Below are 25,592 nucleotides of genomic sequence, written 5' to 3'. Positions count from 1 at the left end.
CGACCGCCGGACACCCTATTCTGAGAACATGTTCAATCGGGGGGTCCTCTCGAAAGCTCTGGCCGTCGGCGCCGCGCTCGTCGTGGCGGCTGCGCTGAGCGCATGCACACCGAGGCTGGCGCCGGCGGGTACGAGCGTGTCACCGGCCGCCACCACGCCGACACCGGTCGCAACGTTGCCGGCTCCGTCGGCGACCTCGACGACGGAGCCGCCGGCGGCCCCACTCGATGCGCAGAGCGCTTGGAACGCGTGCGTAAAGGTCGCCCAGGACCAGTACGTCGTTCACGACGAGGGTGCGACGATCCGCCCGTTCTCGTCGACGACCACCCTGAACATTGACGGAGACGGCGCCACGACCGTGTATGTGTTCATCGAGCCGTCCCGACCAGTCGAGGGCGCGGGGTCCATCGCCTTCATTTGTTTCATGAGTGGCACGGCCAGCGCGCCGCACATCGACGGTTGGACGTGGAAAGACGTCTGAGCCGCCCCCGGCGGACTCAGGGCGCGACGGGCGCGTGGCGCTCCAGGAAGTCGTAGACCTCCGTCGCGTCCACGCCGGGGAACGTCCCGGTGGGCAGCGCGGCGAGCAGTGAGGTGGGTGTGCGTGCCGCGGGCCACGCCATCCCCTCCCAGCGTTCCGCCAGCGCGCCGGACGGCCGTCGGCAGCAGGACTCGTCCGGACAGCGCGAGACCGCGCGGTGCGTCGTCTCGCGCCCGCGGAACCACTTCACGTGCGCGAACGGCACGCCGACGCTCACCGAGTAGTCGCCCTCCTTGGCCTTCTCGATGCGGGAGGTGCACCAGAAGGTTCCGCGCGGGGTGTCGGTGTACTGGTAGTACGGGCTGAACCGGTCGGCCACGTCGAACACGGTCCGCGCGGTCCAGCTGCGGCAGACCGGCGTCCCCTCGATGGCGCCCAGCGCGTCGGACGGGAAGGCGACGGAGTCGTTCTCGTATGCCTTGATGATCGTTCCGGACTCGTGCACCTTCATGAAGTGCACGGGGATGCCGAGCCGCGCGGTCGCGAGGTTCGTGAACCGGTGGCAGGCGGTCTCGTACGACACCGCGAAGGCGTCGCGGAGGTCCTCCATCGAGATGCGCCGGAAGTTCTTGGCCTCGGTCAGGAACGCGACAGCGTCCTTCTCCGGGAGCAGCAGCGCGGCGGTCAGGTAGTTGGTCTCCACGCGCTGCCGCAGAAAGTCGGCGTAATTTCGCGGCTCGTCGTGCCCGAGCAGCTGGGAGGCGAACGCCTGCAGGATGGGGGAGCGGGAGTCCCGAGAGGCCGACTGCTCGGTCGGAAGGTAGATGCGGCCGTTGCGCTTGTCGGTCACCGAGCGGGTGGAGTGCGGCAGGTCGCCGACGTAGTGCAGCGAGAACCCGAGGCGGTCGGCCATGTCGGCGACGGTCTGGTGCGAGACCGGGCCACCGGTGTGCCCGACGGCGCCGAGCAGGTCGGCGGCGATGGCCTCCAAGTCGGCGAAATAGTTGTCGCGGGCGCGCATCGTGGCTCGCAGCTCGGCGTTGGCGCGGCGGGCCTCCTCCGGGGTCGCGGCCCGTTCGCGGTGCAGCCTGCCGACCTCCTGGTGCAGGGCGAGGATGGCCCGCAGCGTCGCGTCCGGAGTCGACTTCGATACCCGCACCGGGTCGATGCCGAGCGCCGCGAACACCGGGCCGCGCTGGGCGCGCTCCACGGCGATCTCGAGGGCCGCCCGCTCGTCGGGGGCGTCGGGGGCGAGGAGGTCGTCCACGGTGACCCCGAGGGCCGCGGCGATGGCGCGCAGCTGCGCGAGTCGCGGTTCGCGGTTGCCGTTCTCGATCGCCGACACCTGTGAGGGTGCACGGTCGATGGCGGTGGCCAGCGCCTCCAGGGTCAGGCCCCTCTCGAGTCGGTAGGCGCGCACGCGGCGGCCGAGGGTGAGTGCGTCGGTCGCGGTGGTCTCGTCATCGACCGCGACAGCGGTGTCGGTCATGCAGGCCATGGTGACACTCGACCGGAGTTCTGGCAAACAGAAGAACCTGGGAATTTCTGTCGACGGATCCTCTCCGTGGGTGTTGCGAGGTGGGCACGATCGTGTCATCCGATCCGACCGATGGAGGTCCTCATGAACACCGCAGCCCGTCCCGGCGACACCACGCAGACCGCTGCAGAGCTCCGGCTCGAGTGGGACGCCGACCCGCGCTGGTCCGGCATCCGCCGCGACTACACGGCCGAGGATGTCGTGGCGCTGCGCGGTCCGGTCCGCGAGGAGCAGACCCTCGCCCGGCGCGGCGCAGAGCGGCTCTGGCAGCTCATCCAGCGCGATGGCAGCGGACCGGACGCCCAGTGGGTCGCCGCGCTCGGCGCACTCACCGGCAACCAGGCCGTGCAGCAGGTGCGGGCGGGCCTGGAGGCCATCTACCTCTCCGGCTGGCAGGTCGCCGCCGACGCAAACCTGTCCGGTCAGACCTACCCCGACCAGAGCCTCTACCCGGCCAACTCGGTCCCGGCCGTCGTGCGCCGCATCAACAACGCGCTGCTGCGAGCCGGTCAGGTCGAGGGCACCGACGGTGCGGTGACCGACTGGATGGCTCCGATCGTCGCCGACGCCGAGGCCGGGTTCGGCGGGCCACTCAACGCCTACGAGTTGATGCACGGCATGATCCAGGCCGGTGCCGCGGGCGTGCACTGGGAGGACCAGCTGGCGAGCGAGAAGAAGTGCGGCCACATGGGCGGCAAGGTCCTCATCCCGACCGGCCAGCACATCCGCACACTCAACGCGGCTCGGCTCGCGGCAGACGTCGCCGGAGTGCCGACGATCGTCATCGCCCGCACCGACTCGCTCGCGGCGACGCTGCTCACGAGCGACCACGATGAGCGCGACCGGCCGTTCCTCACCGGCACCCGCACCGCGGAGGGCTTCTACGAGGTGCGGAACGGCATCGAGCCGGTCATCGCCCGCGGGCTCGCGTACGCTCCGTACGCCGACCTGCTCTGGGTGGAGTCGGCCGAGCCCGACCTCGACCTCGCACGTCGGTTCGCCGAGGCGGTGCACGCCGAGTTCCCCGGCAAGAAGCTGGCATACAACTGCTCGCCGTCGTTCAACTGGCGCAAGCACCTCGACGACGAGACGATCGCCCGCTTCCAGCGCGAGCTGGCGGCGATGAGCTACGCCTTCCAGTTCATCACCCTCGCGGGCTTCCACGCCCTCAACTACTCCATGTTCACGCTCGCCAAGGACTACGCCGACCGGCAGATGAGCGCGTACGTGGACCTCCAGGAGGCCGAATTCGCCTCCGAGAGCTCCGGATACACCGCCACCCGCCACCAGCGGGAGGTCGGCACCGGCTACTTCGACCGCATCGCGACCGCGCTCAACCCCGACAGCGCCACCCTCGCCCTCGTCGGTTCCACCGAACAGCACCAGTTCTGATCCACCACCCCCGCACCCCAGCCATCGCTTCCTCACTTCCTCTCGCCGACACGCCGCGTGGGGCGGGAGAAAGTGAGGAAGCGATGGCCGGGGAGAAGCGAAAGGACACGACCATGATCGAGATCACCGGGCCCCGCGTCGACGGGGCCGACGACATCCTGACCCCGGAGGCGCTCGCCTTCGTCGACCACCTCCACCAGGCGTTCGCAGCCAGGCGCCAGGAGCTGCTGCTCGCGCGTCAGCGTCGCCGGTCGGAGGCCGGCAACGGCCGCGACCCGAAGTTCCTGAGCACCACGGAGGCCGTCCGCGAAGACCCGAGCTGGCGCGTCGCCGGCGCTGGCCCCGGCCTGGAGGACCGGCGCGTGGAGATCACCGGGCCGACCGACCCCAAGATGGCGATCAATGCCCTCAACTCCGGCGCGCGGGTCTGGCTCGCCGACCTGGAGGACGCCACCAGTCCGACCTGGGCGAACATCGTCGGCGGCCAGCACACCCTGCAGGACGCCGTCCGCGGGCGTCTCGCCTTCACCAGCCCGGAGGGCAAGGACTACCGCGTCACCACCCCGCACGAGCACACGCCGACGATCGTGATGCGCCCGCGCGGCTGGCACCTGGTCGAGAAGCACCTCGCCTTCACCGACCGCGCGGGCCGCACCGCGCCGGCGAGCGCCTCCCTCACCGACTTCGGGCTGTACTTCTGGCACAACGCGGCCGAGCTGGTGGCGTCGGGCCGAGGCCCGTACTTCTACCTCCCGAAGCTGGAGTCGCACCTGGAGGCGCGACTGTGGAACGACATCTTCGTGTTCGCCCAGCAGCGCATCGGGATGCCGGTGGGCACGGTGCGGGCGACGGTCCTCATCGAGACTATCCCCGCCGCGTTCGAGATGGAGGAGATCCTCTACGAGCTGCGCGACCACTGCGCCGGGCTGAACGCCGGACGCTGGGACTACATCTTCTCGATCATCAAGACGTTCCTCGGCCGCGGCAGGCGCTTCGCGTTCGGCGACCGCCGCGGCATCACGATGACCGTCCCGTTCATGCGCGCGTACACCGAGCTGCTGGTGGCGACCTGCCACAAGCGCGGCGCGCACGCCATCGGCGGGATGAGCGCGTTCATCCCGAACCGCCGCGACGCCGAGGCGACCGAGCGCGCGCTGGCGCAGGTCGCCGACGACAAGCGGAGAGAGGCCGGCGACGGCTTCGACGGCACCTGGGTCGCGCACCCCGACCTCATCCCCACGGCGCTCGCGGAGTTCGATGCCGTGCTCGGAGACCGGCCGAACCAGGTCGGCCGGCTGCGCGACGATGTCCACGTCACCGCGGACGACCTCCTCGACATCAGCTCGGCAGGCGGTTCGGTGACCGACGCCGGCGTGCAGTCGAACGTCTCGGTCGCCCTGCGCTACATCGAGGCCTGGCTGCGCGGAACGGGCGCGGTCGCGATCGACGGACTGATGGAGGACGCGGCGACCGCCGAGATCTCCCGCTCGCTCCTGCGCCAGTGGATCGAGAACCGCGTGGTGACCGACGAGGGAACCCCGGTCGACCGCGCGCTCGTCGCCGGAGTGCTGGAGGAGGAGCGCAGCCGCCTCATCGCCGCCGCCCGCGCGGCGGGCGTCGACGACCGCTTCGACGACGCCGCCGAGCTGCTGCGGGAGGTCTCGCTGGGTGAGGAGTTCCCGACGTTCCTGACGATCCCCGCCTACACCCGCTTCCTCGTGGACGAGGAGCGCGCGCAGGAGCTGGCGCCGGCCGTCTGAACCGGGCGCGGCCGACGCCGACGGCTGTGGTTGCCGTCACCGGGGGTGGTGCTCGAGATACCTCTCGAGCGCCACCCCCTGATTCAGTTCGGGGTCGCGCGCGCCGACCAGAAGGGTGACGACGGGATGCGTCCTGCCGAGCTCCCGCAGCTGGTCGACGGGCCCGGGGTTCGCATCCAGCTCCGCGTCGTACCGCGCGCTGAACTCGTCGAACAACGGCGCCTCGTGATGGAACCAGCGCCGCAGTTCCGTCGACGGGGCGACCTCCTTGAGCCAGAGGTCGACCTTCGCCTTCTCTTTCGTGAGCCCGCGCGGCCAGAGCCGGTCGACGAGCACGCGGAAACCGTCCTCGACCGCCGGCGGGTCGTAGACGCGCTTGACGACGAACACCATGGGTGCCTCCTACAGAGTGCGCGGTGATCGACGGGGGCCGACGATCGTCTCATCGGCAGCGTAGTCGCGCTGCTCGCTGCGCACATCGGGCATGACAAGACATTGTTAATGCTAGGTTTCTTTGCATGAACATCGTGGTCAACGTGAACGCGGGTGACGCTGTGACGTTCGATGCTGACCAGATCACTGCCCAGGGCGGAATGCTGGCGTTCTGGCGCACGTCCTCACTCCTGGCCGAGATCCCGATGTCCGATGTCATGGCGATCGCGTTGGAGGTTGACACGTTCGCCGAAGCCGACGGCCAGGCGACAGCGCCGAGCTACTCTGTCGCGGCGATTCGCGAGACGTACCCGAACGCCTACGCGCGCTGGACTGCTGTCGAGGACGCACGCCTGCTCCAATCGCGCGCGCGGCGGGTGCCGATCGCTCGAATCGCAGCCTCGCACGGACGGCAGGAGAGCGCGATCCGGTCGCGGATCCGAAAGCTCGTTCCCGATGCGAGCGAACTCGACGGCGGGCAGAGCGACGCAGGCAGCGCACCGGATGAGAGTGTGCACAGCGGTCGGACGGTCCGATTTTCCGCACAACCGACAGGCCTCGGCCACGACACGGAGGTCTCATGAACTGGCCGACCTGGGCGGGAGATATCCCGACGTGGATCACGACGGCGGCCGTCGGCTTCGCAGGAGCTCAGCTCCTGGTCGACCGGCGGAGGCGCGCGGCCGAGGAGAACCGGGAGGCGAAGGCTCAGGCGTCGAAGCTGTCGGCCTGGGCGGTCTCCGACCGGAATGCGGTCCCGCTCGCGTTCGGCGTGGTGGTGAGCAATCGGTCGGTCTCGACCTTCCACAACGTGTCGATCGTCGCGAAGATCCATCAGAAGCAGATCGCGAGCGCTATCACCTTCGAGGTGCTGCCGCCCGGAGAGTTCTTCGTCGAGCTCGTCAACGGCGAGTGGGAGTTCGCCGTCGAGGCGAACGAGCATGGCCGGATGCTCCGTCCCTACACGCGGACCGAAGGGTATCGCGTGCTCTCGATGGGTTTCACGGACAATCTGGACCAGCGCTGGTCGGCAGACGCGCACCTGGTTCTGCGCAGGGCAGGATGACACGCGCGGGGTGCCTCCTACAGCATCGTCAGGGTCGGTTCCTCGTGCGTCGCCACGAGGAAATGGGCGAGGAACACGACACCGTCGGGGCCGGCATCGAACCGGGCGATGCGGGTGCCCTCCTCTTCGTAGAAGGTGTCGCCGACCTCGAGGGTGTGCTCGGCGCCTCCCTCGATCTGGTAGATCGCCGACCCGCGCTCGATCGCGCCGACGACCGGGCCGTTGTGGAGGTGCAGGCCGCCCGCGACGTTCGGCTGCATCGTGACCCGGCGGGTCTGGATGCGGCCCACCGGACGCGGGGTGGCCAGCATCACGTCCTGCACGATGGCACGCTCGATCGGCGCGGGGTCGCCCGCCCGAGTATCGGCGGCGCTCACAGCGACGCCAACAGCGCGCCGCGCAGGCTGTCGCTGAGTCCGGGAGGGACCTCCACCGAGACGCCGAGCGCTTGGATGGCGCGGCTGAAATAGTTGCGAGCGGCTGCCGCGAGGGTGATGTCGACGATCTCCCGATCGGTGAATCCGAGGTCGCGCAGCCGGAGGGCATCGGCCTCCGTCATCGAGGCAGCGTCGGTGCTGATGCGCTCGGCGTACTCCATCATCGCGACCTCCGCCTCGCTGAGCCCGGCGTTGCGGTAGTCGCGGGCGATGGCCTCCACGGCGTCGGCGTCCATGACCGCGAGGGTCTTGCGCCCGTGCGCGAGACGGCAGTGCTGGGAACGCGTTCCCTCGGCCGCTGCGAGCGTGACGAGCTCATAGCGGCGAACGCCGAGCTGCGACACGATGGCCCTGATCAGCTGCTCCCACGCCTGGTAGGCCTCGGGATTGACGGACAGCACGCGTGTGTACTCGGCCACGTAGCCGAGGTCCCGCTCGTCCGTGGCGTAGATCTCCGCGACGGCACCGGTCGCCTCGCCGGGGTCGACGGTCTGGATGACGGTCATCGCTTCCTCCTCGCCTGCACAGCGTCCCCTCGTCGCGAGACATCGTCCCACCGCGCGGCGATGGACGCCAGAGCGTGCGGCGCGCTAGCGGCCCAGCTCGTGCAGCCGCACCGCGAGCACGGTGCGCAGCGTCTCATCGCTCAGGGGCGTGGAGGGAGGGAAGTGCAGTGTCGCGCCGGTGATCGACCCCTCGGTCAACCGGCCCGCCAGCTCGGCCGCTGCGGGAGGCGACATCAGCAGGAGGCTGCACTCTCGCGCGGTGGCGGAGAGCCCGACCACCCCTCTGCCGTCGAGCCGGAAGATCGGCACCCGGTAGCTGATCACCTGCTCGGCATCCGGGATGATCGCCACGATGCGATCGCGCACCGTGCGCAACGCCGTGCCGAAGGGCTCGCCGATCCGGTCGAGATACTCCTCGACCGTATCGGCATCGACACCGCGTGCCATGGTGATCCCTTCGGTCAGTGGGCGAACGCCGCCTCCGACGGCGCGTCAGCCGGCTTCGAGATGAAGAACGAGCCGACGACCCCGAACAGCGAGATGATCGCCGCGGCCAGGAACGCCGTGCGGATGCCGCCGGCCGTCGCAGCGTCGAGCGTCGCACCGCCCGCCGCGAGCGCCGCCGTCTGCGCAGAGAGCACCGCAACGAGCAGCGCGGTGCCGGCGGCGCCGCCGACCTGCTGGATGGTGCCGACGATCGCACTGCCGTGCGAGTACAGATGCGGGGGCACCGCGCCGAGCCCCGCGGTGAACAGCGGTGTGAACATGAGCGCGAGGCCGAGGCTCATCGTGATGTGGGCGATGAGGACCAAGTAGACCGGAGTGGTCTCGGTCACCATCGTGAGCGACCACATCACCAGGCTGACCAGGATGGCGCCGGGCACCACGAGCACGCGCGGACCGAACCGGTCGTAGAGCCGGCCGACGAACGGAGCGGCGAGACCCATCACGAGACCGCCCGGCAGCAGCAGGAGGCCGGTGCCGAGCACATCCAGGTGCAGCACGTGCTGCAGGTAGAGCGGCAGGACGATGATCACCCCGAACAGGGAGGCCGTGGTGGTCGCCATCAGCACGATGGCGACGGTGAAGATCGGGCTGCGGAAGGTGCGCAGGTCGAGCAGAGCCCTGTCGGTGCGCTGCAGGAGGAGCTGACGCGTGATGAACGCGGCGAGCGAGACGACGCCCACGGCGAGCGATCCCCAGAGCATGACCTCGCTGCCGGCCGCTGCCGCGCCGGTCTCGCCGCTCAGCGTCAGCCCGTAGACCAGGCCGCCGAAGCCGAACGCCGCGAGGATGACCGAGAGCACGTCGATGCGGCTCTTCTCGGTCTCTGTCACGTTCTCGACGAAGCGGATGCCGATGAGCAGCATCACCAGGGCGATCGGGAGCACGATCAAGAAGATCCAGCGCCAGGCGAGGAAGTTGAGGATGACGCCGGAAATGGTCGGGCCGATGGCCGGCGCGACCGAGATCACGATCGAGACGTTGCCCATGGTGCGACCGCGCAGCGCGGGCGGCACGAGCGTCATCAGCGTGGTCATCAGCAGCGGGAGCATGATCGCCGTTCCGCACGCCTGGATGACGCGCGCCCCGACGAGCAGCCCGAATCCGGGCGCGAGGGCGGCGACGAGCGTGCCGAGCGAGAACAGCGACATGGCGGTGATGAACACCTGCCTGGTGGTGAAACGCTGGAGCAGGAAGCCGGTCATCGGGATGACGACCGCCATCGTGAGCATGAACGCGGTCGAGAGCCACTGCGCGGCGAGCGCGTCGATGTGGAGGTCGTCCATGAGCTTCGGCAGGGCGACGCTCATGATCGTCTCGTTGAGGATCACGACGAACGTCGCGGCGAGCAGCAGCCAGATCACGCGTTGGTCGCGCGGCGCGATGCGCGGGCGTTCCGTCACCCGCTCGGTGGTGTCGGTGGTGCCGGTGTTCGTGTCCCCCCGGGACTGATCGAGCGCGGCGGCGTCGGAGGCGTCGGTGGGCGCAGGTGAGGTCTTCTCAGTCACCGGTTCACACTATCCATGACCGCCGACATCGCGGGTTGCGCACAGGTGAACTCGCCCCCGCGTTCACTCTCCGCGTAACCCGGAATAAACGCGCAGACATTCGTGACGAATCGCGACATTCGTGCCACGAATCTCGACATTCGTGACGAATCTCCGGCCCGCCGCCGCGACGAGCGCGAGGTTCGGGCGTCGAGCTTCGTGACGAATCGCGACATTCGTGCCACGAATCACGACATTCGTGACGAATCTCCGGCCCGCCGCCGCGACGAGCGCGAGGTTCGGGCGTCGAGATTCGTGACGAATCGCGACATTCGTGCCACGAATCGTGAGATTCGTCACGAATCTTCGGCATGCGCCAACGCGATGGCGCCGGCTCGCCCGCAGACATTCGTGACGAATCGCGACATTCGTGCCACGAATCGTGAGATTCGTCACGAATCTCAGGAGGCGAGGCCGGAGACCTCGCGCACGGCGTCGGCGACGGCCGGGGCGACGGTGAGGAGGTCGGCCTCCGTGACGTCGGCGCCCCACGAGAACCGGACGGCGGTTCGCGCGATGTCCTCGTCGTAGCCGAGGGCGAGGAGCACGTGCGAGGCGTCCTCACTGCCGGCAGCGCAGGCGGATCCGCTGGAGGAGACGATCCCGCGTCGCTCCAACTCCAGCAGCACTGTTTCGCCGTTGGTGCCGGGGAAGACGAACGACGCGCTGCCGGGCAGGCGTTCGGACGGGTGCCCGGTCAACTGCGCGCCCGGGGTCGCGGCGACGACCGCGGCGACGAATGCGTCCCGTGCCGCGGAGGCGCGGGCCGCGTTGGCCTCCCGGTCGCGCATCGACAGGCGCGCCGCCGCAGCCAGGGCGACGGCCCCTGCCACGTTCTCGGTTCCGGAGCGGCGCCCGCGCTCCTGACCGCCCCCGTGCACCACCGGCTCGAGGGCGAGCCGGCCACGCGCGAAGAGCGCGCCGATGCCCTTGGGAGCCCCGATCTTGTGACCGGACACGCTCAGTGCATCGACGCCGAGTTCGCGCACGTCGAGCGGGAGCCAACCGGCGGCCTGCACGGCATCGGTGTGGAACGGGACACCGTGCTCGTGGGCGAGAGCCGCAAGCTCCGCCACGGGTTGCACGGTGCCGACTTCGTTGTTGGCGAGCATCACGCTCGCCAGCGTGGTGTCCGGGCGCAGAGCCGCGGCGAAGTCGGCGGGGGAGACCATGCCATCGCGCCCGACCGGCACCAGGGAGACCTCGAAGCCGTGCAGGCGCACCAGGTGGTCGACGGACGCGAGCACCGCCTCGTGTTCGATGGGCGTCGTGACGATGTGCTTGCCGCGCGGTGCGCCGAGGGCGATCCCCTTGATCGCGAGGTTGTCGGCCTCGGTGCCTCCCGAGGTGAAGACGATCTCGGAGGCCCGGCAGCCGAGCCACTCGGCGACCGTCGCCCGGGCGTCCGCCAGCGCCCGCGCCGCGGACTCGCCGACGGCGTGATGGCTGGAGGGGTTGCCGAAGTCGCCGGTCAGGTACGGCCACATCGCTTCCAGCACGTCACGGCGCACCGCGGAGGTCGCGGCCGCGTCGAGGTAGAGGCTGCTGGTCATACGTTCTCCAGCACCACGTCCAGTCCGAGGTCGAGCGAGCGGACGCTGTGCGTGAGCGCCCCTGCGGAGATCACATCGACCCCGGTCTCGGCGATCTCGCGCACGGTGGCCAGGCTCACGTTGCCGCTGGCCTCCACGATCGCTCGGCCGCCGACGATCGCGACGCCCTTGCGCAGCTCGTCCAGCGTGAAGTTGTCGAGCATGATCGTGTCGACTCCGGCGGCGAGCACCGGCTCGATCTGGTCGATGCGGTCCACCTCCACCTCCAGGTGCGTGGTGTGCGACAGCTCGGAGCGCACCCGTCGGAGCGCATCGGTCACCGACAGCCCGGACTGGGCGGTGAGGATCGCGAGGTGGTTGTCCTTGGCCATCACCGCGTCGGAGAGGGAGTAGCGGTGGTTATGGCCGCCGCCGCTGCGCACGGCATGACGCTCGAAGGCACGCAGGCCGGGCGTGGTCTTCCTGGTGTCCACGATCCGCGCCGACGTGTGCGCGACTTCGGCGACGAACGACGCCGTGAGCGTCGCGATCCCGGACATCCTCTGCACGAAGTTGAGCGCCACCCGCTCGCCCTGGAGCACCGAGCGCGCCGGCCCGCTCACCGTCGCAAGAGTGTCGCCCGCCTCGAAGGCGTTGCCGTCCGCGACAGCCAGCTCGACTTCGATCGCCGGGTCCGTGAGCGTCATCGCGGCGGCGAAGACCGCGCCTCCGGAGAACGTCCCGGGCTCGCGAGCGGAGAGCCGCGCGGTGGCATATGCCCTTTCGGGAATGAGCAGCTCGCTGGTCAGGTCTCCCCACGGCGCGTCCTCGGCAAGAGCGGCTCGGACGACGTCATGGATGGTCTGGCGGGTCAGCATGGAACGGTCACCTCGGTAGGAACGGACAGCGGCGCGAGCACCGTGTGGCGCGGCGTGCCGGCCGCCGGCAGCGGGAAGTCGGAGCGGAAGTGGGCGCCGCGCGACTCTTCGCGCGACAGCGCGGCGGCCACGACGAGGCGGCCGAGCTGCAGGAGATTCGCGTCCTCGCCGGGTGCGGGCATCCGGAGGGAGGCGAGCGCGCGGGCGGCGCGCTGGAGGCCGGCGCGGTCGCGGTGCAGGCCCGCGCCGGTCCAGAGGAGGGACTGGAGTCGCGCGCGGTCGAACGGCTCGTCGCCGTCCGGGACCTCCCGCTCAGCGGAGCCGGCGGAGCCCGGCGCGGCGGCCCAGGCGGGAACCTCGGTCCACGGCTCGCTGATCGCTTCCGCCGCGCGGTGGGCGAACACCAGACCTTCCAGCAGGGAGTTCGACGCCAGCCGGTTGGCGCCCTGCGCCCCCGTACAGGCCACCTCGCCGACCGCGAACAGGCCGGGGACGCTCGTGCGCCCCTGGATGTCTGTGACGACACCGCCCATCGCGTAGTGCGCGGCCGGCGTGACCGGCACCGGCTCACGTGACCAGTCGATCCCGGCCGCCCGACAGGCCGCGTCGATGGTCGGGAAGCGTCGGGCGAGGAAGTCCGCGCCGAGCGCCGTCGCGTCGAGCACGACCGGCAGGCCGTCCTGGGCTGCCATCTCGACCGCGATCGCGCGGGCGACGACGTCGCGCGGCGCGAGCTCGGCGTCGGGGTGCGCGTCGAGCATGAACCGCTCGCCGCGCGCATTGCGCAGCACGGCGCCCTCGCCGCGGACCGCCTCCGACACCAGGAAGACGCGCGATCCGCCGTCGCCCGACGGGAGCCGGAGCGCCGTCGGATGGAACTGCGTGAACTCGAGGTCGGCGAGCAGTGCGCCGGCGCGCCACGCCGCTGCGACGCCGTCGCCGGTCGCGATGGCCGGGTTGGTCGTGTGCGCGTACAGCTGTCCCCACCCGCCCGTGGCGAGGATGACCGCGTCCGCGTCGAGCTGCGTCTCCGTGCCGTCGGCGAGGCGCAGCGCGACGCCGGAGGCGGCGCCGTCCGTCACCACGACGTCGCGGAGATACGCTCCCGTCAGCACGCGGATGCCCGCACGGCGCACAGCGGCGTCGAGTGCCCGCTCGATCTCGGCACCCGTGGCGTCGCCGCCCGCGTGCAGCACGCGCGCGCTCGAGTGCGCGGCCTCCAGACCCCTGGCGAGACCCTGCCCGTCGCGATCGAAGGCGACGCCGAGTGCGATCAGCTCGCGCACGCGTCGCGGGCCGTCCCCGCAGAGCGCTTCGACGGCGGCCGGCACGTTCAGCCCGGCTCCCGCGCGCAGCGTGTCCGCGACGTGCGCTGCGACGCTGTCGTCGGAGAACACGGCAGCGGCGATCCCGCCCTGCGCGTACCGGGTGCTGCCGTCGGCGATCGTGCCCTTGGTGACGACGGTCACCTCGTGGCGTTCGGCCGCCCGCAGTGCGGCGACGAGGCCGGCGATGCCGCTCCCGACGACGACCACGCGGGCCATGTCAGGCCGCCATCGTGGTGTCCGGGCGCGCCGCCAGCATGCGCTCGAGGGCGACCCTGGCGGGCTCGGCCACGTCGTCGGGGACGCGCACCTGGTTGAGCACCTCGCCGCGCACGAGCCCCTCCAACACCCAGGCCAGGTAGCCCGGGTGAATGCGGTACATCGTGGAGCACGGGCAGACCACCGAGTCGAGGCAGAAGATCGTGTGCTGCGGGTACTCGGCGGCCAGGCGCTGCACCAGGTTGATCTCGGTGCCGATGGCGAAGGTCGAGCCGGCCGGCGCCGCCTGGATCGCCTTGACGATGTAGTCGGTCGAGCCGTACTCGTCTGCGGCGTCGACCACGTCCATCGGACACTCGGGGTGCACGATCACCCGCACGCCGGGGAACTCCGCACGCGCGTGCTCGATCTGGCCGACCGTGAAGCGCTTGTGCACCGAGCAGAAGCCGTGCCACAGGATGACCTGCGCGTCGCCGAGCGTCGCCTCGTCGTTTCCGCCGAGGGGCTTGCGCGGGTTCCAGAGCGGCATGCGCTCCAGGGGCACGCCCATCGCCTTGGCCGTGTTGCGGCCGAGGTGCTGGTCGGGGAAGAACAGCACGCGCTGCCCGCGCTGGAAGGCCCACTCGAGCACGGTGGCCGCGTTGGACGACGTGCACACGATGCCGCCGTGCTCGCCGCAGAACGCCTTGAGTGCCGCCGACGAGTTCATGTACGTGACCGGGATGACCGGCACCCGGCCGTCCGCGTCCGGCTCGGTGCCGTACAGCTCCTCCAGCGCCTCCCAGCAGTCCTGCACGGAGTCGAGGTCGGCCATGTCGGCCATCGAGCACCCGGCGGCCAGGTTCGGCAGGATCACCCGCTGCTCCGGGCGCGAGACGATGTCGGCCGTCTCCGCCATGAAGTGCACGCCGCAGAAGACGATCGTCTCGGCCTCCGGCCGCGCCTTGGCCGCGTTGGCGAGCTGGAAGGAGTCGCCCACGAAATCCGCGTACTGCACGACCTCGTCGCGCTGGTAGAAGTGGCCCATCACCGCGACGCGGTCGCCGAGCGTCGCCTTCGCCGCGCGGATGCGCTCGGCGAGCTCCTCCTTCGACGCGGTGCGGTACTCGTCCGGCAGCTCGCCCTGACGCGGGGCGTGCGCCGGGATGGGGTCGTCCTGGGATGCGCCAGGACCGTACGACGGTGGCGCCGAGTCGAACAGCCATGGCCCCTCGGCGAGCTCCGGTGCGCAGGTGGCGCCGTCGAGGCTGCCGCTCGCGATGAGCTGGATGGTGGTGTCGACCGATGCGATGGTCATGACTGCTCGCTTTCCGGGGTGGGACGTGGTTCGGGGGTCTGGGCAGGTCGGGGGGTCTGGGCCGGTCGGGGGGTCTGGGCAGGTCCGGGTGCCTGGCGCGATCCGTAGGGAGGCTGCTGGCGGGGGAGCGGCCCCGCGTCGGCGAGGTCGATCGAGTCGTTGTAGCGGTAGAGCCGGGGAGGCCGGTGGCGCGTCCCCGTCAGGTAGTCGCCGGTCGGGACGACGGCGCCGGAGGCCTCGATGGTCCGCCGGAAGTTCGCCGGGTCGAGCGGCCGGCCGAGCACGGCCTCGTGCACTTCGCGCAGCTGCGCCAGCGTGAAGCGCTCGCCGAGGAAGGCGTGGGCGATGCGGGAGTACTCCATCTTCGTGCGCAGCCGCCAGAGCGCGTACTCGACGATGACGTTGTGGTCGAAGGCCAGCCGGGGGAGGTCGTCGGCGGCGAACCAGCCGACGTTCTCGCCCGCGGTCGCCTGCTCGGCTTCCGCGCTGCCGACCAGTGCCCAGTAGACGATCGACACGACTCGCTCGACGCTGTCGGCGGCGTCGGGGGAGCGCACGGCGTCGCCGAACGTGTACAGCTGCTCCAGGTACCTCGGAGTCAGCCCGGTCGTGTCGCCCAGCGTCCGGGCGGCCGCGTAGGCCAGGTCTTCGCCGACTCGGAGCGGACCGCCCGGGAGCGCCCAGCATCCTTCGTACGGGTCGCGGATGCGGCGCACGAGCGGCAGCCAGACCTGGGGCTCGCCGCCGGTCTGCTCGTCCGAGCGCAGCGCGAAGATGACCGTCGACACGGCGAGCATCGCGCTCGCGTGTTCGTGTGCGGCCATCTCCGGCCTCCCGTCCGACTAAAGGTCATCGTGACCATAAGTTGTCGGCCATCTTAGTGTCACTCTGACCCGAACACCAAACCGGCCGCGTCGCACGCGGGCGCGCGCGGAGAGGGCGAGGATGCGGATATGCTGGCCGGGTCAACTGAATACCGGGCCAATCAGGTCGATGCGGGAGAGCCGCGCCCCGTGCGCGGCACCGAAGGAGCAATCCTCCCCGACAATCTCTCAGGTACGTGTACCGCATCGGACTGGCCACTCTGAAAAGCAGGGTCGCCGGCAGGCGCCCCTCGCCCACGGTGAAAGCCGCCGCACGCTCGCGCGGGCGCGGTGAAACTCTCAGGCCGGATGACAGAGGGGGAGTTCTTCACACGGGAGCGCGCTGCGCTTCCCGTCATCCCTCCGGCACGGCCGGCGAACGGAGAACTCATGAGCTCGCAGGACAGTCAGACCAACGCAACGGAGCGCACCTCGCCCCTCCATGACGCCCACACGGCGGCGGGCGCGTCCTTCACCGACTTCGCAGGCTGGCAGATGCCGGTGCGCTACTCCAGCGATCTCGCGGAGCACCACGCCGTCCGCACAGCGGCGGGCCTGTTCGACCTGTCGCACATGGGCGAGATCGTGCTCATCGGCCTGGAGGCCGGGCAGGCGCTCGACTACGCCCTCGCCGGCAAGCTGTCGTCGCTCGCGCTCGACCAGGCGAAGTACAGCATGCTGCTGTCGCGCTCGGGCGGCATCCTCGACGATCTCGTCGTCTACCGCACCGGCGACGACCGCTACATGGTCGTCGCGAACGCGTCCAACCGGGAGGCCGTGGCCGAGGAGCTGCGCGACCGCACGGCCCCGTTCGACGTGGAGGTCTACGACGAGAGCGACGACATCGCGCTGATCGCCGTGCAAGGCCCCGCCTCGCTGAGCATCCTGCTGGCCACCCCCGGCTTCCACCTCGAGGGCGACGACTTCGCGCAGCGCGTCACGGAGCTGAAGTACTACTGGAGCGTCCCCGCCGAGTTCGAGACGCATCCGGTGCTGGTCGCCCGCACCGGGTACACCGGCGAGGACGGCTTCGAGCTCTACACGGCGCCCGACAACGCCCGCGCGCTCTGGGACGCCCTGATGGAGGCCGGCGCCGCGCAGGGGCTGGTGCCCGCCGGGCTCGCCAGCCGCGACACGCTCCGGCTCGAGGCGGGGATGCCGCTCTACGGCCACGAGCTCGGCCGCGACACGATGCCCGCCCAGGCCGGCCTCGGTCGCGTGGTCAACCTCGCCAAAGACAGCGACTTCGTCGGCCGCGCCGCCAGCGAAGAGGGTCCCGACGCCGAGGCCCGCGTGCTCGTCGGGCTGATGGGCCAGGGCAAGCGCGCCGCGCGGGCCGGCTACCCGGTGCTCGCCCCCGCCGCGGACGGCGCGGCCGAGGCGGTCGGTGTCGTGACCTCCGGCGCCCTCTCGCCCACGATCGGCGTCCCGATCGCCATGGCGTATGTCTCCCCGCGATTCGCGCGCCCCGGCACCGAGCTTCACGTCGACGTGCGCGGCACCACGCTTCCGTTCACCGTCACCGCCCTCCCCTTCTACAGCAGAAAGAAGCACTGACCATGGCCGCAGAGCAGGACCTCAAGTACACCGCAGAGCACGAGTGGCTCCTGGTCGACGGCGACACCGCGACCGTCGGCATCACGAGCTACGCCGCCGAGAAGCTGGGCGACGTGGTCTTCGTCGAGCTGCCCGCGGAGGGCAGCGACGTCGCGGTCGGCCGCGTGGTCGGCGAGATCGAGTCGACCAAGTCGGTCGGCGAGCTCTTCGCCCCGGTCGACGGCACCGTCGCCGAGGCCAACCAGGCCGTCGTCGACGCGCCGGAGCTGGTCAACAGCGACCCGTTCGGCGAGGGCTGGCTCATCAAGGTGACCTTCAACGCCCTCCCCGACGGTCTCCTCTCCTACGACGAGTACAAGGCCCTCACGGGCGAGTAAGGCTTCCGCGACACATGAGCGACCTGTTCCAGACGCGCCACATCGGCACCGACGGGGACGCGCAGCAGTCGATGCTGTCGGTCCTCGGCTACGAATCCGTGGAGGCGCTCGTCTCCGCCGCAGTGCCGGACTCCATCCGCGTGGACGCCGATCGCGTGTCCACGCTGCCCGCCCCGATCGGGGAGCGCGCCGCCCTGCGCGAGCTGCGCGCGCTCGCCGCGCGCAACACGGTGAACCGCAGCCTGATCGGCCTCGGCTACTACGGCACCATCACGCCGGCCGTGATCAAGCGCAACGTGCTCGAGAACCCGGGTTGGTACACCGCGTACACGCCGTACCAGCCGGAGATCTCGCAGGGCCGCCTGGAGGCGCTCATCAACTTCCAGACGATGGTCTCCGACCTCACCGGTCTGGACACCGCCAACGCCTCGATGCTCGACGAGGGCACCGCCGTCGTCGAGGGGATGCTGCTGGCGCGTCGCGCCTCGAAGGCCGCGGGCTCGACCTTCGTGGTCGACGCGGACACGTTCCCGCAGACGTTGGCGCTGCTGCGCAACCGCGCGGAGGCCGTCGGCATCGAGCTCGTCGTGCTCGACCTCGCCTCGACGCCCGCCGACGCACCGGAGCTGCACGCGGCGTTCGGTCTGTTCGTGCAGTACCCCGGCGCCTCCGGCCGGGTCTGGGACCCGTCCGCCGTGATCGCCGCGGCCAAGGCCGCGGGCGCGGTCGTCGTGGCAGCCGCCGACCTGCTCGCCCTCACGCAGCTGACCTCGCCGGGCGAGCTCGGCGCCGACGTCGCCGTCGGCACCAGCCAGCGGTTCGGCGTGCCGATGGGCTTCGGCGGCCCGCACGCGGGCTACATGGCCGTGCGGAAGGGCCTGGAGCGGCAGCTCCCCGGCCGCCTGGTGGGCGTCTCGCAGGACGCGATCGGCAAGCCGGCATATCGGCTCACCCTGCAGACGCGTGAGCAGCACATCCGCCGCGAAAAGGCTACTTCCAACATCTGCACCGCCCAGGTGCTGCTCGCGGTGATGGCTGCGATGTACGCGGTCTACCACGGCCCGACAGGTCTCCGGGCGATCGGTCGGCACGTGCACCTGTCCGCCGTCGCCGTCGCCGGGGCGCTCCGCGCGGCCGGTGTCGAGGTCCGATCGCGGTCCTACTTCGACACGCTCGTGGTCGAGGTGGACGACGCGGCGACGGTGGTCGAGCGTGCGCACGAGCGCGGCCTCCTGCTGCACGCGATCGACTCCGGTCTCGTCTCGCTGAGCCTCGACGAGGAGTCGGCTGCCGACCTGCGCGACGGCGTCTTCCCGCTCGCCGACCTGATCGTGGCGCTCGGCGGCACCGTCGACGGCGAGCCCGCGCTGGAGGTCGGCTCCGAGCCGTCCTTCGAGCCCGCGCTCGCCCGCACGTCCGACTTCCTCACGCACCCGGTGTTCTCCACGCATCACTCCGAGACGGCGCTGATGCGGTACCTCCGCCAGCTGCAGGACCGCGACTATGCACTCGACCGCGGCATGATCCCGCTGGGCTCCTGCACGATGAAGCTCAACGCCGCCACCGAGATGGAGGCCGTCACCTGGCCGGAGTTCGCGGCCCTCCACCCGTTCGCGCCCGCGGCCGACGTCGCGGGCTCGTTGGAGCTGATCGACCAGCTCGAGGGCTGGCTTGCCGACGTCACCGGCTACGACACCGTCTCCCTGCAGCCGAACGCGGGCAGCCAGGGCGAGCTCGCCGGCCTCCTCGCGATCCGCGGCTACCACCGCTCGCGCGGCGACGATCAGCGCACGGTGTGCCTCATCCCGCAGTCGGCGCACGGCACGAACGCCGCGTCGGCGGTCCTCGCCGGGATGAGCGTCGTGGTCGTCGCGACCGATGAGCTCGGCAACGTCGACCTGGACGACCTGCGCGCGAAGATCGCGGCGAACGCCGACACGCTCGCCGCCCTGATGATCACCTACCCATCGACGCACGGTGTCTACGAGCACGAGGTGGTCGCCATCACCGCGGCCGTGCACGAGGCCGGTGGCCAGGTCTACGTCGACGGCGCCAACCTCAACGCCCTGCTGGGCTACGCCCGGTTCGGCGACTTCGGCGGCGACGTCAGCCACCTCAACCTGCACAAGACGTTCTGCATCCCGCACGGCGGGGGCGGCCCCGGGGTCGGTCCGGTGGCCGCGAAGGCTCACCTCGCGCCGTTCCTGCCCGGGCACCCGCTCGCGCAGGACGCGACGCACGTGCTCGCCGGCTCCGCGGAGCGGATCGTCCATGGCGGCGGCCCGGTCTCCGCGGCGCCGTACGGCAGCCCGAGCATTCTCCCGATCAGCTGGGCCTACGTCCGCATGATGGGCGCCACGGGTCTCACCGACGCCACCGGTGCCGCCGTGCTCGCGGCGAACTACGTCGCCGCCCGGCTGCGGGAGCACTTCCCCGTGCTCTACGCGGGTGACGACGGTCTGGTCGCGCACGAGTGCATCCTCGACGTCCGCCCGCTCACCGAGCGCACGGGCGTCACGGTCGACGACGTCGCCAAGCGCTTGATCGACTTCGGCTTCCACGCCCCGACGATGTCGTTCCCGGTGGCCGGCACGCTCATGGTCGAGCCGACCGAGAGCGAGGACCTCGCTGAGCTCGACCGCTTCGTGACGGCCATGATCGCCATCAAGGCGGAGGCCGACGCCGTGGCGGCAGGGGAGTGGCCGGCCGACGACAACCCGCTGCGGGGCGCCCCGCACACCGCGGAGTCCGTCGTGTCGTCGACCTGGGATCACGCCTACTCGCGCGAGCAGGCCGTCTACCCCGTGCCGGCCCTGGTGCGGAACAAGTACTGGCCTCCGGTGCGGCGCATCGACCAGGCCTACGGCGACCGCAACCTGTTCTGCGCCTGCCCGCCTCCCGAGGCCTTCGCGTAGGTCTCCCGCGGCCCCCAGGGCCTCTGAACCGCCTCCGGTCATTCCGATCGGAGGCGGTTCCTGTTTCGGGAGGCGTCCCTCAGCTCTCGGGGTTGGCCACTCAAAGTGGACCCCGCTGCCACTCAGTTGCCAGTTAGGGGTCAATGCTAGGTGGGACATTCCAGAGCCTGACCCGGTCGGGAATGCATCCCCCTTTCCCACCTGCCTCTGAGGAGCGTCATGAACCCGCAGCCCGAAACCCAGACCCGCTCGATCTCCCGGCGAACCATCGTCGGCGCGGCCGCCTGGACCACCCCTGCGATCATCCTGTCGGTCGCCTCGCCCGCTCACGCCGTTTCGACTCCGGGGAACCCGGTGACGCCGACCATCGAGTTCCTCTCGACGCCCCCCGCGGTCCGCTCCGGCGAAACCTTCAGCGATGTCGTGATCTCCGTGACGTCGAACGGTGCAACCCCGGTACCGGCCGGGACCCTCATCTCGGTCAGTGTCAGCCCTCTGAAGTTCTCGGACGGATCGGAGTACCAGGAGTTTGCTGCGTCCGGCACCCTCGAGAGCGTCAGTATCTCCGGCATCAGCAGCGCCGGCGTGGCCGGAGGCATAGCGGTGCCGGTGGTCGCCCGATACTCGACCACCATCGCACACGCGTTCCTGAACGTCGACGAGGTCAGGGCTGGTGGAGTCTACGCGTGGGGTTACAACTACTCGGGTGAGGTCGGCGATGGTCGACTGGGCACCCGTACCGTGCCGAGCCGTTGGCTGGGGAACGAGAAGTACACCGCGATCACCGGCGCCCACGGCACGTTCCACGCCATCACCACGAGCGGAACGATCTTCGCAACCGGGTACAACGCCTACGGCGTCCTCGCCGACAACGGCACGGCGAATTCGGGCACCAAGGGTCCGCAGGGCCCCGCCAAGACCATCGACGGGCGCACGTTCCTCGCTAGCCGCTTCGGCCAGGCGAACTCCTGTCTCGACTCGACGATCTTTACTTTCGACGCCGATGGCCGCCTCCACGGCGTCGGCAACAACCCCGGCGGCAACTTCTCGATCAACGACGGAAGCACCGCAGGGACGCAGAAGGGCTACAACGGCTACATTCCGGTGGGAACGGAGATCCTCGCCCGCAACCCGGGCAAGACCATCGTCTCGGTCAGCGATGCCGGCTGGTGGCGCGCGCTCTACCTCCTGAGCGACGGAACCGTCTGGAACGCGGGATCGAACCAGCGGCGTGCAATGGGGAACAACGGTTCGGAGAACCAGCAGTACCTCGCGGCGCAGACGATCACGGCGAGCGGTGCGCCCCTGACGAACATCGTCGAGGCCCACGCCACCCAGGACTCCTCGGTCTACCTGGACGGCGAGGGCAACCTGTGGGGCGCGGGGAAGAACACCTACGGTCAGCTCCCCGGCCTCGGCGCGAAGGGTGCAGTCGCCGGGGTGGCCGTGCCGCTGACGCGGCCCGAGGGCAAGCGCGTGGTGAAGATCTGGGTCAACGCCTCCGACCTGGAGTCGGTGTTCGCCAAGACGGAGGACGGCGTGATCTACATGGCCGGCAACAACACGACCGGCTACGGGAGCATCGGAACGAACAAGCCGAGTGTGAACGTGTGGACCCGGGTCATCGTTCCGGACGGCAAGACGATCAAGCACATCGAGTTCGGCGGCGAAGGCGGCCTCTATCTGATGACCGACGGTACGGTGTACTTCGCCGGACAGAACGACACCGGTGGCCCCGGCACGGGCGTGACCGCGGGCAACACCGTGACCATGACCCAGGTCCCGCTCCCCGGCCCCGCGGTCGACATCGCGGGAACGTACATGGACAGCTATGCGGTGATCGTCGAAGACTGACCCGCGACACGTCGTACCGGCCCCACTCGCCTCGCGCGGGCGGGGCCGTGCCGTTCACGCGAAGATGTGGGGCCAGAGCGCGACGGCGAGGGGGTAGCCGACGAACGAGACGATGTCGATGACGACGTGTGCGACTACGAGCGGCATCACCCGCCCCCAGCGGGTGTAGCACCAGCCGAAGACCACCCCCATGATCGCGTTGCCGACGAACGGGCCGAAGCCCTGGTAGAGGTGGTAGCTGCCGCGCAGCACGGCCGCCGAGAGGATGATCGTCCACTTCGACCAACCCAGCTGGCGCAGACGGGTGAAGAGGTAGCCGACGACGATCACCTCCTCCTGCAGGCCGGCGCGGAGCGCGGCGAAGACGAGGATCGGCACCGTCCACCAGTACGTGTCGAGCGGTGAGGCCTGCACCTGCACGGTCAGCCCGAGCACCCGGCCGAGCGCGTAGAAGAGGATGCCGGGGATGCCGATGGCCAGGAAGAGCAGCACTCCGCCGCCGAGGTCCCGTCCCGGCCTGCTCAGGTCGAAGCCGATCCGGCGGAACCCACTGCGCCCGGGCTGCCAGAGGAGGAAGATCACCAGCGCGACCGCGAACAGCGGGAACGCGTTGCCGAGGAACTGGTAGACGAAGTCGAAGACCTGCCGGCTCGACTGGGACGGGTTCACCTGCGCCGTCTGGTCGGCCAGCGGAGTGCTCTGCGTGGAACGATCGATGATCGAGACGATCGAATACACCGCGGACTGGCCGAGCGAGAGGCCGAGGACGATCGCGACCTCCCACCAGAGGCGGGGGCGACCGCTGCGCTCGACGGGGACTTCGCCGCTCCAGGTGGCGGTGGCGCCACCCGCTGGGGCGGCTGCGGCGGGCTCACTGCTCATATGTGCATCCTGCCAGGCCCCGAGCGCGCGCGGCGACACGTTGTACATTCGTGAATTCCACCCCGTGAATGCGCGATGCGCGCGATTTCTTGCGTTTCACGCTCGCGGATCACCGTTTTCAGGGGTGTCGCGCAACGATCCGCCGACTGAGTTACCACTGTGTAACGTTTTCGAGCCTCATTTTGCATTCCCACTCAACGGTACCTAGGTTGTTCTTATCCCGCGGGGTTCGGGTGCTCTCGCATGCCCGTGCCGTCGCACACTTCGCACAGGAGGAACATTGCACATCAAGGGAAGAAAGGTCAGGTACGCGGTCAGCGCCGTCGCCGTCGCCGGCGTTGCCGCGCTCGCGCTGTCGGCCTGCACCACGTCCGGCAGCACGGGCACCTCGTCCGCAGCCAAGGGCGGCACCGTGACGGTCGCTGTCGTGAACGACTTCACCTCGTTCAACTCGCAGACCCCGCAGGGCAACCTGGACACCAACGGCCAGGTCGGCTACCTCGACGGGTCGTACGGTACTGGCTTCCAGTACATCGACAACAACTACAAGATCGTTCACGACGACAAGTTCGGCAAGTTCGAGAAGATCTCGGACAGCCCGCTGACCGTCAAGTACACCCTGAACAAGAACGACAAGTGGTCCGATGGACAGCCTGTCACCGCTGACGACATGATCCTCGGCTGGGCCATCGCCTCCGGTTACTACGACTCGGCGAAGTTCGACGACCAGGGCAACGTGACCAGCGGCACCCAGTACTTCTCCATTGCGGGTTCGACGGCGGGCATCGACTCGACCGCCTTCCCGACCGTGGGCGACAACAACACGTCGATCACCTTGAAGTACTCCACGCCGTACGTGGACTGGGAGCTCGTCAACCCGATCGCGCAGCCCGCGCACATCGTGGCCAAGAAGGCGGGCCTCTCGTCGGCCGCCGACCTGACCAAGCTGCTGAAGACGCTGCCGAAGGGCAACCCGGACGCGCCTGTCGCCCCCAACGCGACCCTGAAGAAGGCCGCCGACTTCGTCAACACCGGCTACGACGTGACCGCGTTCCCGACCGACAAGGACCTGCTGGTCTCCTCCGGCCCGTTCGTCGTCTCGTCGTGGACCCCCGGCCAGTCGCTCACGATGACGCAGAACAAGTACTACGACGGCGGGCTCAAGCCGAGCGTGGACAAGATCGTGTTCCGCATCATCCCGGACGCCAACGCCCAGGTCACCGCTCTCCAGAACGGTGAGGTCGACATCATCAACCCGCAGGCCTCGGCTGACACGCTCAATGCTCTCAAGCAGACGACCGCGAAGGTCCTGACCGGCGACCAGGCGTCGTACGACCACCTCGACCTGAACTTCGGTTCGCAGGTCTTCGCCGACCCGAAGGTCCGCGAGGCGTTCCTCAAGACGATCCCGCGTCAGCAGATCCTCGACTCGATCGTCACCCCGGTGAACCCGAAGGCCAAGGTCCTCAACTCGCAGATCTGGCTGCCGAACCAGCAGCCCGAGTACGGCGACTCCGTGAAGAACAACGGTTCGAGCAACTTCGACAAGGTCGACATCGAGGGCGCCAAGGCGCTCCTCGCCGGTGCGACCCCGACCGTTCGAATCCTGTACAACACGAACAACCCGAACCGTGTCGACGAGTTCCAGGCGATCTCGACGTCCGCCGCCAAGGCCGGCTTCAAGGTCGTCGACGCCGGTTCGCCCGACTGGAGCAAGCTCCTCCCGGGTGGCAACTACGACGCGTCGCTCTTCGGCTGGATCAGCCCGGGTGCCGGCACCTCGCAGATCCCGCAGCTGTTCACCACCAACGGCGGCGGTAACTACAACCGCTTCTCCGCGGCGAACGACGATGCTCTGGCCACCCAGACGACGCTCGACACCAGCAAGCTCGTCTCGCTCGAGAAGAACATCGACAAGACCGCGTTCTCGCAGTTCTACGGCCTGCCGCTGTTCCAGCTGCCCGGCGTGTTCGGTGTCAACGCCCGCGTCGACGGCGTGAAGTACATGGGCAACCAGAACGGCCCGTTCTGGAACTTCTGGGAGTGGACCGTCAAGTCCTCGACCGCGAAGTAACGCTCGACAGTGAGAGTGCCCGGGGGACCCCCGGGCACTCTCCTGCGACGGGGCGTCGGCTTCGAGTCGACGCCCCGTTATCATGTAGTCGGCGGTCGTAACCCGATCGTTACCTCGAATTCGCGCCAGGCGAGCCCCCGCTCCGCCGCCCAACCCG

The 25,592-nt window shown here is 69.8% G+C and carries 23 protein-coding genes and 1 riboswitch; of the genes, 10 read left to right on the top strand and 13 right to left on the bottom strand.

Annotated features, from left to right (window positions below; genetic code table 11):
- Positions 1-28 precede the first annotated feature (28 nt).
- Positions 29-481, top strand: coding sequence for a hypothetical protein (locus JNB50_RS14440; RefSeq protein ID WP_208040855.1), 453 nt, complete (start codon positions 29-31; stop codon positions 479-481).
- Positions 482-497: 16 nt separating this feature from the next.
- On the opposite strand, the gene JNB50_RS14435 is transcribed toward JNB50_RS14440, so the two are convergent.
- Entirely contained in the window at positions 498-1,970 is a 1,473-nt protein-coding gene (locus tag JNB50_RS14435; protein WP_208040854.1) for a helix-turn-helix domain-containing protein, read from the bottom strand.
- Positions 1,971-2,102: 132 nt separating this feature from the next.
- On the opposite strand from JNB50_RS14435, the gene aceA reads away from it, so the two are divergent.
- The gene (gene aceA / locus JNB50_RS14430; protein ID WP_208040853.1) at positions 2,103-3,410 is read left to right on the top strand and encodes an isocitrate lyase; all 1,308 of its coding nucleotides are present in this window, start codon (positions 2,103-2,105) and stop codon (positions 3,408-3,410) included.
- 113 nt (positions 3,411-3,523) lie between these two features.
- Positions 3,524-5,170 (top strand): malate synthase A, encoded by a 1,647-nt coding sequence (gene aceB / locus JNB50_RS14425; RefSeq protein WP_208040852.1) that lies wholly within the window; start codon positions 3,524-3,526, stop codon positions 5,168-5,170.
- Between the two features lie 36 nt (positions 5,171-5,206).
- On the opposite strand, the gene JNB50_RS14420 is transcribed toward aceB, so the two are convergent.
- Positions 5,207-5,563: a DUF488 family protein gene (locus JNB50_RS14420; protein ID WP_208040851.1), complete on the bottom strand. Its 357-nt coding sequence runs from the start codon at positions 5,561-5,563 to the stop codon at positions 5,207-5,209.
- A 125-nt stretch (positions 5,564-5,688) separates the two neighbouring features.
- Between JNB50_RS14420 and JNB50_RS14415 the strand changes: the two genes are divergently transcribed.
- Together JNB50_RS14415 and JNB50_RS14410 are read left to right on the top strand one after the other, a co-directional pair.
- The gene (locus JNB50_RS14415; RefSeq protein WP_208040850.1) at positions 5,689-6,186 is read left to right on the top strand and encodes a hypothetical protein; all 498 of its coding nucleotides are present in this window, start codon (positions 5,689-5,691) and stop codon (positions 6,184-6,186) included.
- Positions 6,183-6,668 carry a hypothetical protein gene (locus tag JNB50_RS14410; RefSeq protein ID WP_208040849.1) on the top strand — a complete coding sequence of 162 codons (486 nt, stop codon included), beginning with the start codon at positions 6,183-6,185 and terminating at the stop codon, positions 6,666-6,668. Before JNB50_RS14415 ends, JNB50_RS14410 begins: the two co-directional genes overlap by 4 nt.
- A 17-nt stretch (positions 6,669-6,685) precedes the next feature.
- Here JNB50_RS14410 and JNB50_RS14405 read toward each other — a convergent pair whose 3' ends face one another.
- The 10 genes from JNB50_RS14405 to JNB50_RS14360 all read right to left on the bottom strand — a co-directional run bounded on the left by JNB50_RS14405 (position 6,686) and on the right by JNB50_RS14360 (position 15,737).
- Positions 6,686-7,045, bottom strand: a complete 360-nt coding sequence (locus tag JNB50_RS14405; protein WP_208040848.1) for a hypothetical protein — start codon at positions 7,043-7,045, stop codon at positions 6,686-6,688.
- Complete coding sequence (locus JNB50_RS14400; protein ID WP_208040847.1) at positions 7,042-7,611, bottom strand: carboxymuconolactone decarboxylase family protein; 570 nt, start codon at positions 7,609-7,611, stop codon at positions 7,042-7,044. Before JNB50_RS14400 ends, JNB50_RS14405 begins: the two co-directional genes overlap by 4 nt.
- A gap of 84 nt (positions 7,612-7,695) precedes the next feature.
- The gene (locus tag JNB50_RS14395) at positions 7,696-8,058 is read right to left on the bottom strand and encodes an iron chaperone (protein WP_208040846.1); all 363 of its coding nucleotides are present in this window, start codon (positions 8,056-8,058) and stop codon (positions 7,696-7,698) included.
- A gap of 14 nt (positions 8,059-8,072) precedes the next feature.
- Complete coding sequence (locus JNB50_RS14390) at positions 8,073-9,518, bottom strand: MDR family MFS transporter (protein ID WP_208041026.1); 1,446 nt, start codon at positions 9,516-9,518, stop codon at positions 8,073-8,075.
- 168 nt (positions 9,519-9,686) lie between these two features.
- Positions 9,687-9,962, bottom strand: a complete 276-nt coding sequence (locus JNB50_RS14385; RefSeq protein WP_208040845.1) for a hypothetical protein — start codon at positions 9,960-9,962, stop codon at positions 9,687-9,689.
- Positions 9,963-10,063: 101 nt separating this feature from the next.
- Entirely contained in the window at positions 10,064-11,215 is a 1,152-nt protein-coding gene (locus JNB50_RS14380) for a cysteine desulfurase family protein (protein WP_208040844.1), read from the bottom strand.
- On the bottom strand, positions 11,212-12,072 hold the full coding sequence (gene nadC, locus JNB50_RS14375) for a carboxylating nicotinate-nucleotide diphosphorylase (RefSeq protein ID WP_208040843.1): 861 nt from the start codon (positions 12,070-12,072) through the stop codon (positions 11,212-11,214). Before nadC ends, JNB50_RS14380 begins: the two co-directional genes overlap by 4 nt.
- Positions 12,066-13,616, bottom strand: coding sequence for an L-aspartate oxidase (gene nadB / locus JNB50_RS14370; protein WP_208040842.1), 1,551 nt, complete (start codon positions 13,614-13,616; stop codon positions 12,066-12,068). The genes nadC and nadB overlap by 7 nt, the downstream gene beginning before the upstream one ends.
- A gap of 1 nt (position 13,617) precedes the next feature.
- A complete protein-coding gene (gene nadA, locus JNB50_RS14365) occupies positions 13,618-14,913 on the bottom strand; it encodes a quinolinate synthase NadA (RefSeq protein WP_208040841.1) in 1,296 nt (431 codons plus the stop codon).
- Positions 14,910-15,737 carry an NUDIX domain-containing protein gene (locus tag JNB50_RS14360; protein ID WP_208040840.1) on the bottom strand — a complete coding sequence of 276 codons (828 nt, stop codon included), beginning with the start codon at positions 15,735-15,737 and terminating at the stop codon, positions 14,910-14,912. The genes nadA and JNB50_RS14360 overlap by 4 nt, the downstream gene beginning before the upstream one ends.
- Before the next feature lie 162 nt (positions 15,738-15,899).
- Positions 15,900-15,991: riboswitch (glycine riboswitch) on the top strand.
- A 175-nt stretch (positions 15,992-16,166) separates the two neighbouring features.
- Here JNB50_RS14360 and gcvT point away from each other — a divergent pair.
- From gcvT to JNB50_RS14340, 4 genes are all read left to right on the top strand, one after another.
- A complete protein-coding gene (gene gcvT, locus JNB50_RS14355) occupies positions 16,167-17,333 on the top strand; it encodes a glycine cleavage system aminomethyltransferase GcvT (RefSeq protein ID WP_208040839.1) in 1,167 nt (388 codons plus the stop codon).
- A 2-nt stretch (positions 17,334-17,335) separates the two neighbouring features.
- The gene (gene gcvH, locus JNB50_RS14350; RefSeq protein ID WP_208040838.1) at positions 17,336-17,710 is read left to right on the top strand and encodes a glycine cleavage system protein GcvH; all 375 of its coding nucleotides are present in this window, start codon (positions 17,336-17,338) and stop codon (positions 17,708-17,710) included.
- Between the two features lie 14 nt (positions 17,711-17,724).
- On the top strand, positions 17,725-20,625 hold the full coding sequence (gcvP, locus tag JNB50_RS14345; RefSeq protein ID WP_208040837.1) for an aminomethyl-transferring glycine dehydrogenase: 2,901 nt from the start codon (positions 17,725-17,727) through the stop codon (positions 20,623-20,625).
- Between the two features lie 219 nt (positions 20,626-20,844).
- Positions 20,845-22,479: a hypothetical protein gene (locus tag JNB50_RS14340; protein ID WP_208040836.1), complete on the top strand. Its 1,635-nt coding sequence runs from the start codon at positions 20,845-20,847 to the stop codon at positions 22,477-22,479.
- Positions 22,480-22,533: 54 nt separating this feature from the next.
- Here the strand turns inward: JNB50_RS14340 and JNB50_RS14335 are convergent, their stop codons facing one another.
- Positions 22,534-23,361: a CPBP family intramembrane glutamic endopeptidase gene (locus JNB50_RS14335; protein WP_208040835.1), complete on the bottom strand. Its 828-nt coding sequence runs from the start codon at positions 23,359-23,361 to the stop codon at positions 22,534-22,536.
- A gap of 280 nt (positions 23,362-23,641) precedes the next feature.
- On the opposite strand from JNB50_RS14335, the gene JNB50_RS14330 reads away from it, so the two are divergent.
- Positions 23,642-25,435 carry an ABC transporter family substrate-binding protein gene (locus JNB50_RS14330; RefSeq protein WP_208040834.1) on the top strand — a complete coding sequence of 598 codons (1,794 nt, stop codon included), beginning with the start codon at positions 23,642-23,644 and terminating at the stop codon, positions 25,433-25,435.
- The last annotated feature ends 157 nt before the right edge of the window (positions 25,436-25,592 follow it).

Origin of the sequence: Leifsonia sp. TF02-11, assembly GCF_017565305.1 — a bacterium.
Classification (GTDB): Bacteria; Actinomycetota; Actinomycetes; order Actinomycetales; family Microbacteriaceae; genus Leifsonia.
Note: the sequence above shows the minus strand (reverse complement) of the source record. Positions and strands in the feature narration are given on the sequence as shown.